Annotated in this window: 16 protein-coding genes; 2 read left to right on the forward strand and 14 right to left on the reverse strand. The window is 71.1% G+C overall.

The annotated features are described in order from the left end of the window. Positions 1–51: 51 nt before the first annotated feature. The 4 genes from RHOOR87_RS0105535 to RHOOR87_RS0105550 all read right to left on the reverse strand — a co-directional run bounded on the left by RHOOR87_RS0105535 (position 52) and on the right by RHOOR87_RS0105550 (position 4,704). Positions 52–1,773: a methyl-accepting chemotaxis protein gene (locus tag RHOOR87_RS0105535; protein WP_015448485.1), complete on the reverse strand. Its 1,722-nt coding sequence runs from the start codon at positions 1,771–1,773 to the stop codon at positions 52–54. 151 nt (positions 1,774–1,924) lie between these two features. Further along, a complete protein-coding gene (locus tag RHOOR87_RS0105540; RefSeq protein ID WP_015448486.1) occupies positions 1,925–3,916 on the reverse strand; it encodes a chemotaxis protein CheA in 1,992 nt (663 codons plus the stop codon). 10 nt (positions 3,917–3,926) lie between these two features. Beyond that, a complete protein-coding gene (locus tag RHOOR87_RS0105545) occupies positions 3,927–4,289 on the reverse strand; it encodes a response regulator (RefSeq protein WP_015448487.1) in 363 nt (120 codons plus the stop codon). Positions 4,290–4,302: 13 nt separating this feature from the next. Beyond that, the gene (locus tag RHOOR87_RS0105550; protein WP_231378403.1) at positions 4,303–4,704 is read right to left on the reverse strand and encodes an STAS domain-containing protein; all 402 of its coding nucleotides are present in this window, start codon (positions 4,702–4,704) and stop codon (positions 4,303–4,305) included. A 122-nt stretch (positions 4,705–4,826) separates the two neighbouring features. Between RHOOR87_RS0105550 and RHOOR87_RS0105555 the strand changes: the two genes are divergently transcribed. Both RHOOR87_RS0105555 and RHOOR87_RS0105560 read left to right on the forward strand, forming a co-directional pair. Beyond that, positions 4,827–5,969, forward strand: a complete 1,143-nt coding sequence (locus RHOOR87_RS0105555; RefSeq protein ID WP_007506929.1) for a flagellar hook-length control protein FliK — start codon at positions 4,827–4,829, stop codon at positions 5,967–5,969. Beyond that, entirely contained in the window at positions 5,966–6,220 is a 255-nt protein-coding gene (locus RHOOR87_RS0105560) for a hypothetical protein (RefSeq protein ID WP_007506934.1), read from the forward strand. The genes RHOOR87_RS0105555 and RHOOR87_RS0105560 overlap by 4 nt, the downstream gene beginning before the upstream one ends. Positions 6,221–6,256: 36 nt before the next feature. Here RHOOR87_RS0105560 and RHOOR87_RS0105565 read toward each other — a convergent pair whose 3' ends face one another. The 10 genes from RHOOR87_RS0105565 to flhF all read right to left on the reverse strand — a co-directional run bounded on the left by RHOOR87_RS0105565 (position 6,257) and on the right by flhF (position 14,794). Continuing rightward, positions 6,257–6,610 carry a DUF2802 domain-containing protein gene (locus RHOOR87_RS0105565; protein WP_015448490.1) on the reverse strand — a complete coding sequence of 118 codons (354 nt, stop codon included), beginning with the start codon at positions 6,608–6,610 and terminating at the stop codon, positions 6,257–6,259. Further along, positions 6,600–7,079: a chemotaxis protein CheW gene (locus RHOOR87_RS0105570; protein WP_015448491.1), complete on the reverse strand. Its 480-nt coding sequence runs from the start codon at positions 7,077–7,079 to the stop codon at positions 6,600–6,602. The genes RHOOR87_RS0105565 and RHOOR87_RS0105570 overlap by 11 nt, the downstream gene beginning before the upstream one ends. A 37-nt stretch (positions 7,080–7,116) precedes the next feature. Then, entirely contained in the window at positions 7,117–8,124 is a 1,008-nt protein-coding gene (gene motD / locus RHOOR87_RS0105575; RefSeq protein ID WP_027484457.1) for a flagellar motor protein MotD, read from the reverse strand. After that, a complete protein-coding gene (locus RHOOR87_RS0105580; protein WP_007506948.1) occupies positions 8,121–8,861 on the reverse strand; it encodes a flagellar motor protein in 741 nt (246 codons plus the stop codon). The genes motD and RHOOR87_RS0105580 overlap by 4 nt, the downstream gene beginning before the upstream one ends. Before the next feature lie 5 nt (positions 8,862–8,866). After that, positions 8,867–10,741 carry a chemotaxis protein CheA gene (locus RHOOR87_RS0105585; RefSeq protein WP_027484458.1) on the reverse strand — a complete coding sequence of 625 codons (1,875 nt, stop codon included), beginning with the start codon at positions 10,739–10,741 and terminating at the stop codon, positions 8,867–8,869. Between the two features lie 13 nt (positions 10,742–10,754). Further along, positions 10,755–11,396, reverse strand: a complete 642-nt coding sequence (locus RHOOR87_RS0105590; RefSeq protein WP_027484459.1) for a protein phosphatase CheZ — start codon at positions 11,394–11,396, stop codon at positions 10,755–10,757. Beyond that, on the reverse strand, positions 11,393–11,800 hold the full coding sequence (gene cheY / locus RHOOR87_RS0105595) for a chemotaxis response regulator CheY (protein ID WP_007506954.1): 408 nt from the start codon (positions 11,798–11,800) through the stop codon (positions 11,393–11,395). The genes RHOOR87_RS0105590 and cheY overlap by 4 nt, the downstream gene beginning before the upstream one ends. A 62-nt stretch (positions 11,801–11,862) precedes the next feature. Continuing rightward, complete coding sequence (locus RHOOR87_RS0105600) at positions 11,863–12,591, reverse strand: RNA polymerase sigma factor FliA (RefSeq protein ID WP_007506956.1); 729 nt, start codon at positions 12,589–12,591, stop codon at positions 11,863–11,865. Beyond that, a complete protein-coding gene (locus RHOOR87_RS0105605; RefSeq protein ID WP_027484460.1) occupies positions 12,588–13,544 on the reverse strand; it encodes a P-loop NTPase in 957 nt (318 codons plus the stop codon). The genes RHOOR87_RS0105600 and RHOOR87_RS0105605 overlap by 4 nt, the downstream gene beginning before the upstream one ends. Beyond that, on the reverse strand, positions 13,541–14,794 hold the full coding sequence (gene flhF / locus RHOOR87_RS0105610; RefSeq protein ID WP_027484461.1) for a flagellar biosynthesis protein FlhF: 1,254 nt from the start codon (positions 14,792–14,794) through the stop codon (positions 13,541–13,543). Before flhF ends, RHOOR87_RS0105605 begins: the two co-directional genes overlap by 4 nt. Between the last annotated feature and the right edge of the window lie 44 nt (positions 14,795–14,838).

Genomic DNA, 14,838 nt, shown 5'->3' on the forward strand with positions numbered 1-14,838 from the left:
CAGCCCGCCGCCCGCGCCGCCACGTCACCGCGACGACGCGGAAGCCACCGCTCAGAACTCGCTCCAGCCGTCGGCCGCCGCGACGGCGGCGACCGGCCCGGCATGCCGCGCCGGTCGCGCCGCTCGCGGCGGCATCGGCAGCACGCGCGCGCTCGGCCCAGCGGGTGCGGCAGGCGCGGCTGCCGGCACGGCCGCGTGTCCGTCCAGCCGGAAGAACGCCACCTGCCGCCGCAGTTCGTCGGCCTGCTCCTGCATCGCCCGCGCCGCCGCCGCCGCCTCTTCCACCAGCGCCGCGTTCTGCTGGGTCACCTCGTCCATCTGCATCACCGCGCGGTTCACCTGGTCGATGCCGACGGACTGTTCCTGGCTGGCCGCGGCGATCTCCGCCACGATGTCGGTGACCTTCTTCACGCTGTCCACGATGCCTGCCAGCGCCGCGCCGGACTGGTCCACCAGCACGCTGCCGGCGTGCACCCGTTCCACGCTTTCCTTGATCAGGCCCTTGATCTCCTTCGCCGCCGCCGCACTGCGCTGCGACAGGCTGCGCACCTCGCTGGCCACCACCGCGAAACCACGGCCCTGCTCGCCGGCGCGCGCCGCCTCCACCGCCGCGTTCAGCGACAACAGGCTGGTCTGGAACGCGATCTCGTCGATCAGCCCCACGATGTCGGCGATCTTGCGGCTGGAGGCGTTGATCTCGCTCATCGCTGCCACCGCCTGCGCCGCCACTTCGCCGCCGCGCTCGGCTTGCTCGCGCGCACCGCTGGCGAGCTGGTTGGCGTAGCCGGCGTTCTCCGCGTTCTGCTTCACGGTGGAGGTCATCTGCTCCATCGAGGCGGCGGTTTCCTCCAGGCTCGACGCCTGTTCCTGCGTGCGCTGGCTCAGGTCGTCGTTGCCCTTGGCGATCTGCTGCGCCGCGCAGCTCACCGCCTGCGAACCGTGCTGCACTTCGCCCACGATGCCGGTCAGCTTGTCGCGCATGCGCACCAGCTCGGCCAGCAGACTGCCCACGGCGAAGGCCTTGCCGCCGTCGTCCCGGCCGAGATCGCCGTTGGCGATGCGCGTGGCCATGGCCACCGCAAAACCCGGCTCGCCGCCGATGCTGCGGCGGATGCTGCGCAGCGACACCCACACCAGGGCGATCACCAGCAGGCCCAGCAGGCCGGCCCGGGTCAGGTTCACCATCAGCGTGTGGCGGAACTGCGCGTCGATGTCGTCGAAATAGGCGCCGGCGCCGAAATGCATGCCCCACGGCTGGAAGCGCTCGGTGTAGGTGAGCTTGCCCACCACCTTGCGGGTGCTGGGCTTGAGCCAGTCGTAGTAGGTCACGCCGCGGCCGTCCTTCATGTCGATGTCGTGCATCGCCTGGAAGATCGGCTTGCCGTTCTGGTCGGTCATCTCGCGCACACTGGTACCCAGTTTGTCCAGCATCACCGGGTGCTCGGTCAGCACGTAGTTGTCATCGAACGCGAACACGTAGCCGGCGCCCTTGTCCCACTGCATGTCGCGGATCTGCGCCAGGGCCCGCTTCTGCGCCTCGGCCTCGCCGAACTCGCCCCTGGCCGCGCGCTGGTGGAAGCTGCTGGCCACCGAAACCGCCGATTCGATCTCGCTGCGCAGCAGGCGTTCGAGCCCTTCCATCTGGCTGGCGCGGCTCTGCAACGCGTTCATCACGGTCAGGCCGAACAGCCCCAGCACGACCACCGACACCACCATGACCAGCCGCGCATTCAGGCTGAGCCGATCAAAGAACCCGCGTATTCCGGACAACATGTCGCAAACCTCAACCTCGTAAAAGAAGCCCGCCAGCCACGACGGCCATGCGGGGTGGCGCGCAAAGACGCCGGAACCTTCGCCAGCGGAAGCGCCCGCTCCGTTCGCGCATTGCTTCACGCCGTGGCCGCGGCCACGGCAACTGCGTGTCTCAGGCGGCCTTGCTGCGCCGCCCCAGCCGCACCACGCCGCCCACATCGACGATCAGCGCGACCGAGCCGTCGCTGAGGATGGTCGCGCCGGACACGCCCTGCACCCGCTGGTAGTGCTTCTCCAACGACTTGATCACCGCCTGCTGCTGGCCGAGCAGGTCGTCCACCAGCAGGCCCACGCGGCGGCTGTCGTCCTCGATCACCACCACGATGCCGCGCTCGACCTCGGTGATCGCGTCGGCGCAGTCGAAGGCGCGGTGCAGCCGCATCAGCGGCAGGTACTCGCCGCGGAACTGGAACACCTCGCCGCCGCCGGCGATCCGCCGCACCGCCTCGGCGCCGAGTCGCTGCGACTCGACGATCGAGGTCAGCGGCACGATGTAGCGCTCGTGGCCCACCGCGGTCACCAGCCCGTCGATGATGGCCAGGGTCAGCGGCAGCGCGATGGTGAACACGCTGCCCTTGCCCGCCTCGCTCTTCACGCCGACGCTGCCACCGAGGTCGCGCACGTTGCGCCGCACGACGTCCATGCCGACACCGCGGCCGGACAGGTCGGTGGCCTGCGCGGCGGTGGAGAAGCCCGGCTGGAAGATCAGCTCGGCCACCTCGGTGTCGCTGGGTTCCTGGCCGGCGCCGAGCAGCCCGCGCTGCTGCGCCTTGGCCACGATGGCGGCGCGATTCAGCCCAGCGCCGTCGTCGCTGATCTGCACCACGATGTTGCCGCCTTCGTGATAGGCGTTGAGCTTGAGCGTGCCGGTCTCCGGCTTGCCGGCGGCCTTGCGCTGCGCCGGCAACTCCAGGCCGTGGTCGATCGCGTTGCGCACCAGGTGCACCAGCGGGTCGCCGATCTTCTCCAGCACCGTCTTGTCCAGCTCGGTGTGCTCGCCGTGCAGCTCCAGCCGGACCTGCTTGCCGAGCTTGCGCTCCAGGTCGCGCACCAGCCGCGGGAAGCGGTTGAACACCGAGCCGATCGGCAGCATGCGGATGCGCATCACGCTCTCCTGCAGCTCGCGGGTGTTGCGTTCGAGCTGCAGCAGGCCTTCGCGCAGGCGCTCCAGTTGCGAGGGCTGGAAGTTCTCGCCGATGTCGCTGAGCATCGACTGGGTGATCACCAGCTCGCCCATCATGTCGATCAGCGCATCGACCTTGTCGATGCCGACGCGGATCGAACTGCCTTCGCCGGCGGTGGTGGCTTCGCGTGCCGGCGGCGCGGCGGGCGCGGGCGCTGCTGCGGGAGCGGCAACCGCCGCCAGTGCCGCCGCGGCCGACGATTCCGCGGCCAGCGCCGCGATGGCCAGCTCGCAGTCGCCGTCGAGCCAGTCGAACACGGCGTCGACGTCGCCGCGCGCCACCGCGCCGTGCAGGCGCAGCTCCCAGCCGAGATGGCAATGGCCGGGATCGAGCTCGGCCAGTCGCGCCGGCGCACTGTCGAGCACGAAGGCCCGCCGCACTTCCAGCCGGCCCAGTTGCCCAAGCTCGCGGAACAGCCGCAACGGATCGTTGCCGGTCTGCAGCAGGTGCGGCAGCGCGACGAAACGGATGTCCCAGCCGTTCGCCGATGCGGCCTTCGGCGCGGCCGCGGCGGGCGCCGTCGCCAGCTCGCCGCTGACCAGCCGCACCAGTTCGCCGCGCAGCGCCTCGCTGCCGGCGTCGGCCGCCGGCTGGTCGCTGCCCGAGCGCGCCAGCATGGCGCGCAGGCAGTCGACCGAGCGCAGCAGCAGGTCGATCAGCTCCGCATCCACCGCGCGGCGCTCGCTGCGCACTTCCTCCAGCAGCGATTCGGCCACGTGGGTGAACGCGGCGACGTCGGCGAAACCGAAGGTCGCCGCGCCGCCCTTGATCGAATGTGCCGCGCGGAAGATCGTGTGTACCAGCTCGTGGTCGGTCGAACCCGAATCCAGCGCCAGCAACGCCGTCTCCATCGCGTCCAGCCCTTCCAGGCTTTCCTCGAAGAAGGTCTTGTGGAATTGAGTCAGGTCGACGGCGCCCATGGATCTTCCTTCAGCCCAGCACGCGCTTGACGGTGGCCAGCAGCTGCTCCGGGTCGAACGGCTTGACCAGCCAGCCGGTGGCGCCGGCCGCCTTGCCTTCCATCTTCTTCTCGGTGTGCGACTCGGTGGTCAGCATCAGGATCGGCACGCCCTTGTAGGCGTCCATCGTGCGCAGCTCGCGCACCATGGCGATGCCGTCCATCACCGGCATGTTGACGTCGGCCAGCACCAGGTCGAACGCGCTGCCGCGCGCCACGTCCAGCGCCAGTTGCCCGTTCTCGGCCTCGGCCACCTCGTGCCCGGCGCCGCGCAGGGTGAACGCCACCATGCCGCGCATCGAGACCGAATCGTCTACCGCAAGAATCTTTGCCATGCTGCCACCTCGTTCAGGCCGGCCCTGCGGCCGGCAGTTCCAGAATCCGCGCCAGGCCGAGCAGGCCAGCCGCCTCGTTGAACGCCTCGCTCGCGCCGCGCCAGTCCAGCGCGCCGCCGCGTGCCTGCAGCTCACGCCGCAACAGCACCAGCAGCTGCAGCGCCGCCGTATCGACACGCTCCACCTGGCTGGCATCCAGCACCACGCTGGCGCCATGCTCCAGCGCACCCAGCAGCTGCGTCTTCAGCGCGGCCTGGGCGGCGATGCGGCAGTCAGCCGGAAGCACCACCGCGGCCGCACCGTCCGGCGCCGCCTGCCGCTCGTCCTGTTGCTGCTTCACCGCCCGTTTGCCGGCCATGCCGCCACTCCACGCGCGCTCGTTGGCGCTGACGAGTTGCTTATCGGCCGTCGCCACGATCGCTTTAGGGATCGCCGGCCGTGCCCCGGCATCGAACGCGGCTCAAGTTCCCCCGCGCGCGGCCGATGTCCTGCTGGACGAACCCGATCGCCCCCACCGGCCCGCGTGCAGGAACCGACTTGATCATCCAACCGACCAGCCTGGCCGCCCTCACCTGGGCCGGTGCCGCTTCCGGCACCAGCGCGCAAAGCTGGCGCATCGGCACGGTGCTGTCGGCGCGGCCGCTGGGGCTGAACCCGCAGGGGCTGCTGGTGCTGCAGGTCGGCGCGCTCGCGGTGGAGACGGAACTGCCCGGCAGCCAGTTGCCGGCGCAGTTCCAGGTCCGCGTGCTGAGCCTGGGTGCGCAGCCGCAACTGGAGGTACTGTCGCCTCCCGCCGATCCAACCTTCCAGCGCGTGCTGCGCGAACGCCTGCCGCAGCAGAACGGCTATGCACCGCTGCTGGCCACGCTGGGCACGCTGGCGCAGCGGCCGGTATTGCGCCAGTTGCCGCCGGACCTGCGCGCAGCGCTGGCCCTGCTCGAACAATCGCTGCGCACGCCCGCCGAAATCACCCGCGGCGAAGGCCTGCGCGAGGCCGTCAGCCGCAGCGGCCTGTTCTTCGAATCCCGCCTGGCCAGCCCGCACGGCAACCTGGCGGCGCTGGCCGAGGACGACTGGAAGGGCGCGCTGCTGCGCCTGGCCGGGCTGCTCGACCGGCGCGCGCCGGCGCCGGCGCCGGCCAACCGCAGCGATGCCGCACCACCGATGCTGCAGCGTGGCATGCAGGCGCAACCGCGCGTGCCGCTGCCGCTGGTACCGGCCGACGATGGCGTGGACCCGCTGCTGGATCGCCTGCACGGCGACGTCAAGGCAGCCCTGGCACGGGTCGAGGTGGCCCAGCTGGAAGCCGGCACGAGCCCGCTGCCGGCATGGATGATCGAGATTCCGCTGCAGGGCGAGGGCGGGCGCGACGTGCTGCAGCTGCAGCTGGAGTTCAGCGCCGATCCCGTCGACGGCAGTCACGGCTGGACGCTCGGTTTCGCGCTGGACCTGCCCGCACTGGGCCCGCTGCAGGGCGAACTGCAACTGCGCGAGCCGCGGCTGACGGTGCGCCTGTGGGCCGAGCGGGCACAGACCGCGCAACGCATGGAGCGCCAGTTCGGCCCGCTGCGCCAGCGGCTGGCCGCCTGCGGCGTGCTGCTCGACCAGCTGAGCTGCCAGGTCGGCCTGCCGCAACCGCCGGGCCGGCACAGCGCCGTGCTGCTGCAGGCCACCGCATGAATGCCTCGCTGCCCCCGCGCCGGGTCAGCCTGCGGCTGGCTGGCGGCAACCACGCCGAGATCAAGCCGATGCCGCCGGAGGCGCTGGAAACGCTGCTGGCCCGCGCGCAGGTGCTGGGCCTGCCGCTGCATCACGATCCGCAGATCGCCGCCCTGCTGGCCTCGCTGCGCCTGCGCGACGACGTGCCGGTGCTGCTCTACGCGGCCGCCGCCTCGGTGCTGGCGGCCGTCTACGACGCGGCGGAAGAATGACCCGCGCGGCTCACGCCGGCCGGCGACGCAGCGCTTTCAGGAGTTGGCCGGGTGCATCTGCAGCACCAGCCTCGCCTCGTCGCGCGACAGGCCGCAGCGACTGACCAGTTGGTCGAGGTCGGCGCCTTCGCGCGCCAGCCGCTGGGCCAGTTCGTAGGATTGCCGCAGCGGCGGCGGTTGCTGCTCGATCCGGCCGAGCTGACGCTCCAGCCGCCCCAGCGCGGTCACCAGCATCGAGGTCGGCACGTCGGTACAGGCATAGCCCGCCTCGCGCGACAGCGCGCCGACACGCCGCTGCAGTTCGCGCAGCTGGCGCCAGCCGTGGAACAGCAGCAGCGACTGCACCAGCGCCAGCGCCAGCAGGACGCCCACGCCAAGTTCAAGCCACATGGCCGCCCCCGTCCTCGGCCCGGCACAGCCGGCGCACGTCGAGCAGGGCCACGAACCCGCCCTGCCAGGCCAGCACGCCGCTGACCGGATCGTCGTCGCGGCTGGCGCGCCCCGGCGGCGGCGGTGCGATTTCGATGCCGTCGCTGCACAGCAGTTCGCCGACCGCATCCACGCGCAGGCCGACGCGCTGGCCCGCCTGCGACAACATCACCACCCGCACCATGACCGGGTTCGCCGCCGGCGCCTCCGCCAGGCCCAGCCGACGGCGGCCGTCCATCACCGGCACGATGCGCCCGCGCAGGTGGCGCACGCCGAGCAGGTCCGGCGCGGCGCCCGGCACCGGGGTCAGGTCGCCGTCGCGGATGACTTCGCTGACATCGTCCAGCGGCGCCGCATACAGCTGCGTGCCGATGCGGAACGACAGCCAGTGGCGGGTGTGTGTCGCGGACGCGGGGACGGCGGCATTCATGCGACTACTCCATGGCCGGTGACGACATGCATCGGATTCATTGGCTCGAACCGGCCTGACGCGCGGCGCCGGCGGCATGCGGCAACACCGCGGCGTCGCTGTCCGGCAACGGCTGGCCGGACGCGCCGCCGCCGACGGCGCGCACAGTCGGCAGTATATCGACCGCCGGCGGCGGCGCCGCCGCCAGGCCGGCGATCCCGCCGACGCTTTCCGGGGTGGCGTGGTCGCGCGGCGCGGTCGGGTGGTCGCTCATCACCACCACCAGCACCCGCCGGTTCTGGTTGCGGCCTTCCTCGGTGGCGTTGTCGGCGATCGGGCGCGTCTCGCCCCAGCCGATGATGCCCAGCCGCGCCGGGGCGATCCCGTTGGTGGAAAACAGCCGCGCCACGCGCGCCGCGCGCGCCGCCGACAGTTCCCAGTTGGACGGGTACAGCGTGTTGCTGATCGGCTTGTCGTCGGTAAAACCCTCCACCCGCAGCGGGTTGCCGAAGCGGGCCAGGATCGCCGCCAGGTCGCGCAGCACCGCCGTGGCCGGCTCCGACAGTTGCGCCACGCCGCTGGGGAACAGGATGTCGGTGCGGATCTCGATTTCCAGCCAGTCGGGCTTGTGCCGCACCACCACCAGCTTGCGGTCGATCAGGGGCTGCAGCGCCTTGCGCACCTGGTCCTCGATGCGCCCCAGGGTCGCCTGCTGCGTCGACGCGTGGCCGGCTTCGCGCCCGCTGCCGCCGCTGGCGGGCACCGGATGCGGCGGGATCGGCACCGCGATCGGCACGATCGACGAACCGGACTGGCCGGCCGGCGCGGCGATCGCCGGCGCGACGTTGTGCGGCCGGATCCGTGTCGGCGGCAGCGGCGCGATGGCGTGGCTGGAACCGTTGAACGCCTCGATCAGCGACTCGGACATGACCCGGAACTTGCCTTCGTTGACCACCGAGACCGCATACATCACCACGAAGAACGCCAGCAGCAAGGTCATCAGGTCGGCGTAGGGAATCGCCCAGGCCTCGTGATTGACGTGTTCCTCGTGCTTGTGCCTTCTCATGCCACGTAACCTTGCAGGCGCGCCTCGATCTGCCGCGGGTTGTCGCCCTGCGCGATCGACACCAGGCCCTCGATCAGGATCTCGCGCATCTGCGTCTGCTTGCTGATCAGGCCCTTCAGCCGCGCTGCCATCGGCAGCATGAACAGGTTGGCCAGCGCCACGCCGTAGATGGTGGCGACGAAGGCGGCGGCGATACCGTGGCCGAGCTTGCTCGGGTCGGCCAGGTTCTGCATCACCGCCATCAGGCCCATCACCGCGCCGATGATGCCCAGCGTGGGCGAGTAGATGCCGGCCATTTCGTACACCTTGGCGCCGGCCAGGTCGATCGCCTCGCGCGTTTCCAGGTCCACCTCCAGCACGCTGCGGATCGCCTCCGGCTCGCCGCCGTCGACCAAGAGCTGCAGCCCCTTGCTGACGAACGGGTCGGGCTCCGCCTCGATCTGCGGCTCCAGCCCGAGCAGGCCCTGCCGCCGCGAGATCTCGCTCCAGCCGACGATGCGGCTGATCAGGTCGCCCGGCTGGTGCCGGGGCGGCCGGTAGACCATCGAGAGCATCTTGAACGCTTGCTTGAGCACCTTGCCCTGGTTCTGCACCAGCAGGGCGGCGGCCGTGCCGGCGAAGACGATCACGAACGCCGCGGGATTCCACAGCGCGCCCACGGTGGAACCCTTGAGGATGGTGCCCACGATGATGACCACGAAGGCCAGAATGGTGCCGATGATGCTTACCAGATCCATGCCGATCAGCCGGTCAGTTGCGGTGAAGTGGAAAGTTGCCCGGCATCGCCGGCCAGGCCGGCCAGGTCCATCACCAGCGCCAGCCGGCCGTCGCCGGTGACGGTGGCCCCGGCGATGCCCGGCACGCCGTCGAACAGCGGCCCCAGCGGCTTGACGATGACGTCCTCGCGGCCGAGTACCTCGTGCACCAGGCAGCCGAGGCGCTGGTGGCCGATGTGCAGCACCACCACGTGCCGCCCCGCCGCCACCATCGCGGCGGCCCAGCCGGCCAGGTCGAGCAGCGGCAGCGCGCGACCGCGGTGACGGGCCACCAGGCGCCCGTCCAGCAGGCAGTCCTGGTCCGCATCGAGTTCGAACACCTCCTCCACGTTGCCCATCGGCAAGGCGAACAGGCGCGTGCCCACGCGCACCATCAGCACGCGCAGCACCGCCAGGGTCAGCGGCACGGTCAGTTCCAGTTCGCTGCCGTGGCCCAGCTGCGAGCGCACCTGCAAGGTGCCGCCGAGTTCGGCCACGCGGGTCTTCACCACGTCCATGCCGACACCGCGGCCGGAGATGTCGGAGACCGCCGCGGCGGTGCTGAAGCCCGGACGGAAGATCAGCTCGTAGCACTCGGCCTCGCTCAGCCGCGAGGCCTGCGCAGCGTCGATCACGCCCTTCTCCACCGCCTTGCGGCGCAGGATCGCCGGATCCATGCCGCGACCGTCGTCGCGCACCGCGATCACGATGCGCTCGCCGCGCTGGCTGGCCGACAGGCACACGCGCCCCTTGCGCGGCTTGCCTGCCCGTTCGCGCTCGGCCGGCTGCTCCACGCCGTGGTCGAGCGCGTTGCGCAGCAGGTGGATCAGCGGATCGGCCAGCGCCTCGACCAGGCTGCGGTCGAGGTCGGTGCCCTCGCCTTCCAGCAGCAGTTCCACGTCCTTGCCGAGCTGGCGCGCCAGGTCGCGCACGATCCGCGGGAAGCGCTGGAACAGCCGGCCGACCGGCTGCATGCGCATGCCCATCACGGCGTTCTGCAATTCGTCGGTGACCCGGTCCAGCTCGCCGGCCGCGGCGGCCAGCACCTCGCTGCCGTGGCGCGCGGCCAGGCTGAGCAGGCGGTTGCGCACCAGCACCAGTTCGCCGGCGTGGTTGACCAAGAGGTCCAGCCGCGCGGTGTCGACCCGCACGCTGTTTTCCGCCGGCGCCGCATGATGCGCCGCCGTGGCCGCGGCGGGTTTCGGCGCAACCATTTCGGCTACCGCCGCCGGCGCCATCGCGGCTGCCGCGGCCGGCTGCCCGGCCTTGCCGTGCAAGGCGTCCAGCAACGCCTCGAACTCGTCGTCGTCGATCGTCGCGGATGCGGCCGGCGCGACCGGCAACGCGGCCGGCGCGACGGTACCCGGCGCAGCGCTGCCGTACATGCTGTCCAGCAGCGCCTCGAACTCGCTGTCGTCGATCGCGCCGCCGTCCGCCGACGGCGCCGGCGTGGCCGCCGGCGCCACGACCGGAGCCGGCCGGGCTCCCGGCAACAGCGATTGCAGCAACGCCGGCGGCGGCATGCCCAGCGGTGCCTCGGCGCTCACCGCGGCCATCATGTCGTTGAGCAGATCGAGCGCCTCGAGCAGCGCATCCATGTGGACGGCGCCGAGCACCACCTTGCCGTTGCGGGCCTCGTTGAGCAGGTCCTCGGCGTGATGGCACAGCACCACCATCGGCTCGAGCGCGAGAAAGCCGGCGCCGCCCTTGACGGTGTGGAAGGCGCGGAACACCGCATTCAGCAGCTCGCCGTCGCCCGGCGCCGCTTCCAGCCCGACCAGCTGCTCGCCCAGCCGCTGCAGCAGTTCACCGGCCTCGACCAGGAAATCCTGGCGCAGCTCGCTGTCGAATTCCGCATTCATGACCGGCGACTCGTCAAAACCCGAATTCGCTGAGCAGGCGGTCGGCATCTTCCTGGCTGGACACCTTGGCCGCCTTGGCCGGCGCCTCGCTGCCGGCCAGCGCACCGGTCAGGCGCACCAGTTCCAGCAGCGACGACTCGACCGTGCCGATGAAGCTGGCCACCTTCTTGATGCGCTGCCCGGTCAGGTCCTGCCACGACTGCGCCAGCACCATGTCGGCGAGGCCGTCGCGGCAGCTGCCGGCGAACGCCACCGCCTCGCGCGCCAGCACCGCGGCGGCGTCGTTGCCGTTGGTCCACTCCAGCACCTGGCCGGCATTGCGCGTCAGCGACTCGGCCTGCGGCCGCATGCGTTCGGCGAAGTCGAGGCTGCGATGCGCCGCCTGCGCGCTCATCTCCAGCGCGTCCTGCAGGTGCTGGCGCGCGTCGGCCACGATGCCGGGCACGCCTTCCTGGGTCAGTTCGCCGCCGAGCCGGCGCACCGCGTCGTGCAGGTCGCGGGCCAGCTGGCCGAGCGCGCGGAACAGGCGCTGCTCGCGCTGGCGCACCATCACGTCCAGCGCCTGCTCGAACGCCTGGCCGTCGGGGCTGTTCAGCAGATCGCGCAGTTCGGGCGGCAGCGTCTCGTCGATGGCGAGGGAGGAAGAAACGTTCATGCGCTGACTCCACTGGCGGCGATCCGTTCGAAGATCTTGGTGAGTTTTTCCTTGAGCGTGACCGCGGTGAACGGCTTGACGATGTAGCCGTTCACGCCGGCCTGCGCGGCGGCGATGATCTGGTCGCGGTTGTTCTCCGCGGTGACCATCAGCACCGGCAGGCCCTTCAGCGCCTCCTCGGCGCGGATCGCGCGCAGCAGGTCGATGCCGGTCATGTTCGGCATGTTCCAGTCGGTCACCACCAGGTCGAACGGCTGGCTGCGCAGCAGCGCCAGCGCGCTCTCGCCATCGTCGGCCTCCTGGATCAGCGGGTTGCTGAAACCCAGCTCGACCAGCAGGTTGCGGACGATCCGGCGCATGGTGGAAAAATCGTCCACCACCAGGATTTTCATGTTCTTGTCCAAACGCTTTCTCCACGTGCGGTACAGGCCGAGGTCCGGCCGCGGGGATTCAATGGGTTACTGGATCAACTGCGCCAGCCGGCAAGTCGTGCGCGTAGCCGGATCACCGCCTGGCCATGGATCTGGCACACGCGCGACTCGCTCACGCCGAGCACGGCGCCGATTTCCTTGAGGTTCAATTCCTGCTCGTAGTACAGCGACATCACCAGCTGCTCGCGCTCGGGCAGGCCGCCGATCGCCTCGGCCAGCGCCTCGCGCATGCCGTCGCGCTCGATGTTCTCCGACGGCCCCAGGCTGCCTTCGTCGGCCACGTCGAGCACCGTGCCTTCCTCGCCGTCGTCCGAGGCGGTGAGGCTGAGCAGGCGCACGCAGGCCGCATCGGCGAGCACCTGGTGGTACTCCTCCGCGCTGATGCCGAGCCGGCGGATCACCTCGGCATCGTCGGCCTCCGCGCCGGTCTCGGTCTCGATCTGGCGGATCGTCTCGGCCACCTCGCGGGTCTTGCGGTGCACCGAGCGCGGGGTCCAGTCGGTCTTGCGCAACTCGTCCAGCATCGCGCCACGGATGCGGATGCCCGCATACGTCTCGAAGCTGGCCCCCTTGTCGTGGGCAAAATGGCGCGCCGCCTCCAGCAAACCGATCATTCCCGCCTGGATCAGGTCGCCCACATCGACGCTGGCCGGCAACCGCCCCATCAGGTGATAGGCGATCCTCCGCACCAGCGGCGCGTGCCGACGCACCAGTTCGTCGGCACTCTCGCGGGAGAGTTGCAGATATTCCGAAGCCACACTCATCTCGGCACCCCACCCACCGGTGTTGTCCGGCCAGCAAAAAAAGCAATCCGGTCGAGACCCGCGCGCTCGGGCTCCACCCACTTATCGGCCGCACCGGCCAATTGCTTGAATGCCAGCGCGGCATGGCTGGACGGCCACAGGTCGACCACCGCGCACTGCCGGCGAATGGCCTGGCGCAGGCGCTCGTCGTGCGGCACCCAGCCGCCGAACTCGATCACCACGTCGAGGAAGCGGTCGCTGACCCGCGCCAGCTTCTGGTGCAGAGCGCGCGCGTCGCCCTCGTTGCGCACCATGTTGGCGACCATGCGGATGCGGCGCACGCCGAAGTCGCGGCTGAGCACCTTGGTCAGGCCGTAGGCGTCGGTCAGCGACGCCGGCTCGTCGCACACCACCACGATCACCTCGGCGGCGGCGGCGGCGAACATCGTCACGTTGTCCGACAGGCCGGCGGCGGTGTCCACCAGCAGGTATTCGGGCGGCTGCGCCAGTTCGTCGAAGGCGCGGATGATCGCCGCATGCTCGCCGTTGTCCAGCTGCGCCAGCCGGCGCGCACCGGAGCCAGCCGGCACCACGCGCAGGCCGCGCGGTGCGGACAGCATCAGTTCGTCCAGCGTGCACTCGCCGTCGAGCAGGTGGCCGATGTGGCGCGACGGCGCGAGGCCCAGCATCACGTCGACATTGGCCAGGCCCATGTCGGCATCCAGCAGCACCACGTCGCGCCCGGCCACCGACAGCGCCATGCCCAGGTTCACCGCCACCGTGCTCTTGCCGACGCCGCCCTTGCCGCCGGCCACCGCGATGGTGCGGCAGTGCCGGCGCGCGGCGGGTGCGGCGGCCAGCAGGCTGCTGGCCTGGTGGTGTGCGGGCGGCGCCTCCGCGGCGGGCCGGCGGGTCATCGCCGACAGCATCTGCGTCAGCCCGGAAGCCTGGTCCATCGCCAGTACCCCGCTCATGCGCCAGCCACCGCGAAGCCGAAGCGCTCGGCCATCAGGCCGTCGTCGGGCGGCGGGCTTTTCAGCGACTGCGCGGCGCGGCATACCAGCACGCGTGCGTCCGCCGCGGCGATGTCCTCGGGCACGCGCTGGCCGTCGGTGACGTAGTCCAGCGGCAGCCGGTGGCGGATCAGCACCGACAGCGCCCCGCCCAATGCCGGCGCCTCGTCCAGCTTGGTCAGGATGCAGGCCTGCGGCCGCAGCGGCAGGTAGGCGCGCACCGCTTCGTCCAGCGACTGCGATTGCGCGTTCGCCGCCAGCACCAGGCAGGCGCGCAGGCCGCTGGCGTCGGCGAGGATCTCCAGTTGCTGGTTGAGCCGCGGGTCGCTGCCGGCGACGCCGGCGGTATCGATCAGCACGGTATGGCTGCCGCGCAGCATCTCCAGCACCTTGCGCAGGCTCGCCGCGTCGTAGGCCGGGTAGACCCGCGCGCCGAGCAGCCGGCCGTAGTGCTCCAGTTGCGCGGCGGCGCCGATGCGGTAGTGGTCGGTGCTGACCAGCGCCACCTGGTCGGCACCGTGGCGCATCACCGCGCGGGCCGCCAGCTTGGCGATGGTGGTGGTCTTGCCCACGCCGGTCGGCCCGACCAGCGCGACCACGCCACTGTCGTCGCCGGACAGGTCGCGGCCGCTCACCAGCAGGCTGCGGCTGAGCATGCCCAGCGGCAGGTAGCGCGCCTGCTCGGCGTTGATCGGCTCGGGCAGCTCGGCCACGAGGGCGCGCGCCACGTCGGCTTCGATGCCCAGCCGGGTCATCTCGCGCAGGATCCGCGCGCGCAGCGGCTGGCGCCGCTCCATGTCGTTCCAGGCCAGGCTGGACAGCTGCATCTCCAGCATCTCGCGCAGGCTGCCCAGTTCGCTGCGCAGCTGCGCGGTGTCCTGTGCGGCGCGTTCCACCAGCGGGCGCATCGCCGGCCTCTCGTTCGCCGGCGGCGGTACGGCGGCCACGCGCCGGCGCGGCGGCGGCGCGGTCGCCGCGGCCGGCTCGGGCTGAGGTTCGGCGATCGTCGCCTGGGACGGTGCGGCCGCGAGCGGCGCACCGTGCCGGACCGCCTCGCGCACCAGCGACTCGTCGTAGTCGATCGCGGCCACCAGCTCGATGCCTTCATCCAGCCGGCGAGTGGACAGGATCACCGCTTCCGGTCCCTGCTCTTCGCGCACTTCGCGCATCGCTTGGCGCATGTCCGGCGCCACGAAACGTTTGATCTTCATGTCCGATTGCTCCGCTGCATCACGCGGACGACGCGGCGGGCGCG

The sequence above is a fragment of the Rhodanobacter sp. OR87 genome, from assembly GCF_000473345.1.
GTDB lineage: Bacteria > Pseudomonadota > Gammaproteobacteria > Xanthomonadales > Rhodanobacteraceae > Rhodanobacter > Rhodanobacter denitrificans.

Coding starts and splice junctions, on each gene's coding strand:
- RHOOR87_RS0105580 (WP_007506948.1), bottom strand. CDS start 8,861: ATGGATCTGGTAAGCATCATCGGCACCATTCTGGCCTTCGTGGTCATC.
- flhF (WP_027484461.1), bottom strand. CDS start 14,794: ATGAAGATCAAACGTTTCGTGGCGCCGGACATGCGCCAAGCGATGCGC.
- RHOOR87_RS0105600 (WP_007506956.1), bottom strand. CDS start 12,591: ATGAGTGTGGCTTCGGAATATCTGCAACTCTCCCGCGAGAGTGCCGAC.
- RHOOR87_RS0105605 (WP_027484460.1), bottom strand. CDS start 13,544: ATGAGCGGGGTACTGGCGATGGACCAGGCTTCCGGGCTGACGCAGATG.
- RHOOR87_RS0105585 (WP_027484458.1), bottom strand. CDS start 10,741: ATGAATGCGGAATTCGACAGCGAGCTGCGCCAGGATTTCCTGGTCGAG.
- RHOOR87_RS0105545 (WP_015448487.1), bottom strand. CDS start 4,289: ATGGCAAAGATTCTTGCGGTAGACGATTCGGTCTCGATGCGCGGCATG.
- RHOOR87_RS0105560 (WP_007506934.1), top strand. CDS start 5,966: ATGAATGCCTCGCTGCCCCCGCGCCGGGTCAGCCTGCGGCTGGCTGGC.
- RHOOR87_RS0105565 (WP_015448490.1), bottom strand. CDS start 6,610: ATGTGGCTTGAACTTGGCGTGGGCGTCCTGCTGGCGCTGGCGCTGGTG.
- RHOOR87_RS0105590 (WP_027484459.1), bottom strand. CDS start 11,396: ATGAACGTTTCTTCCTCCCTCGCCATCGACGAGACGCTGCCGCCCGAA.
- RHOOR87_RS0105540 (WP_015448486.1), bottom strand. CDS start 3,916: ATGGGCGCCGTCGACCTGACTCAATTCCACAAGACCTTCTTCGAGGAA.
- RHOOR87_RS0105535 (WP_015448485.1), bottom strand. CDS start 1,773: ATGTTGTCCGGAATACGCGGGTTCTTTGATCGGCTCAGCCTGAATGCG.
- RHOOR87_RS0105570 (WP_015448491.1), bottom strand. CDS start 7,079: ATGAATGCCGCCGTCCCCGCGTCCGCGACACACACCCGCCACTGGCTG.
- motD (WP_027484457.1), bottom strand. CDS start 8,124: ATGAGAAGGCACAAGCACGAGGAACACGTCAATCACGAGGCCTGGGCG.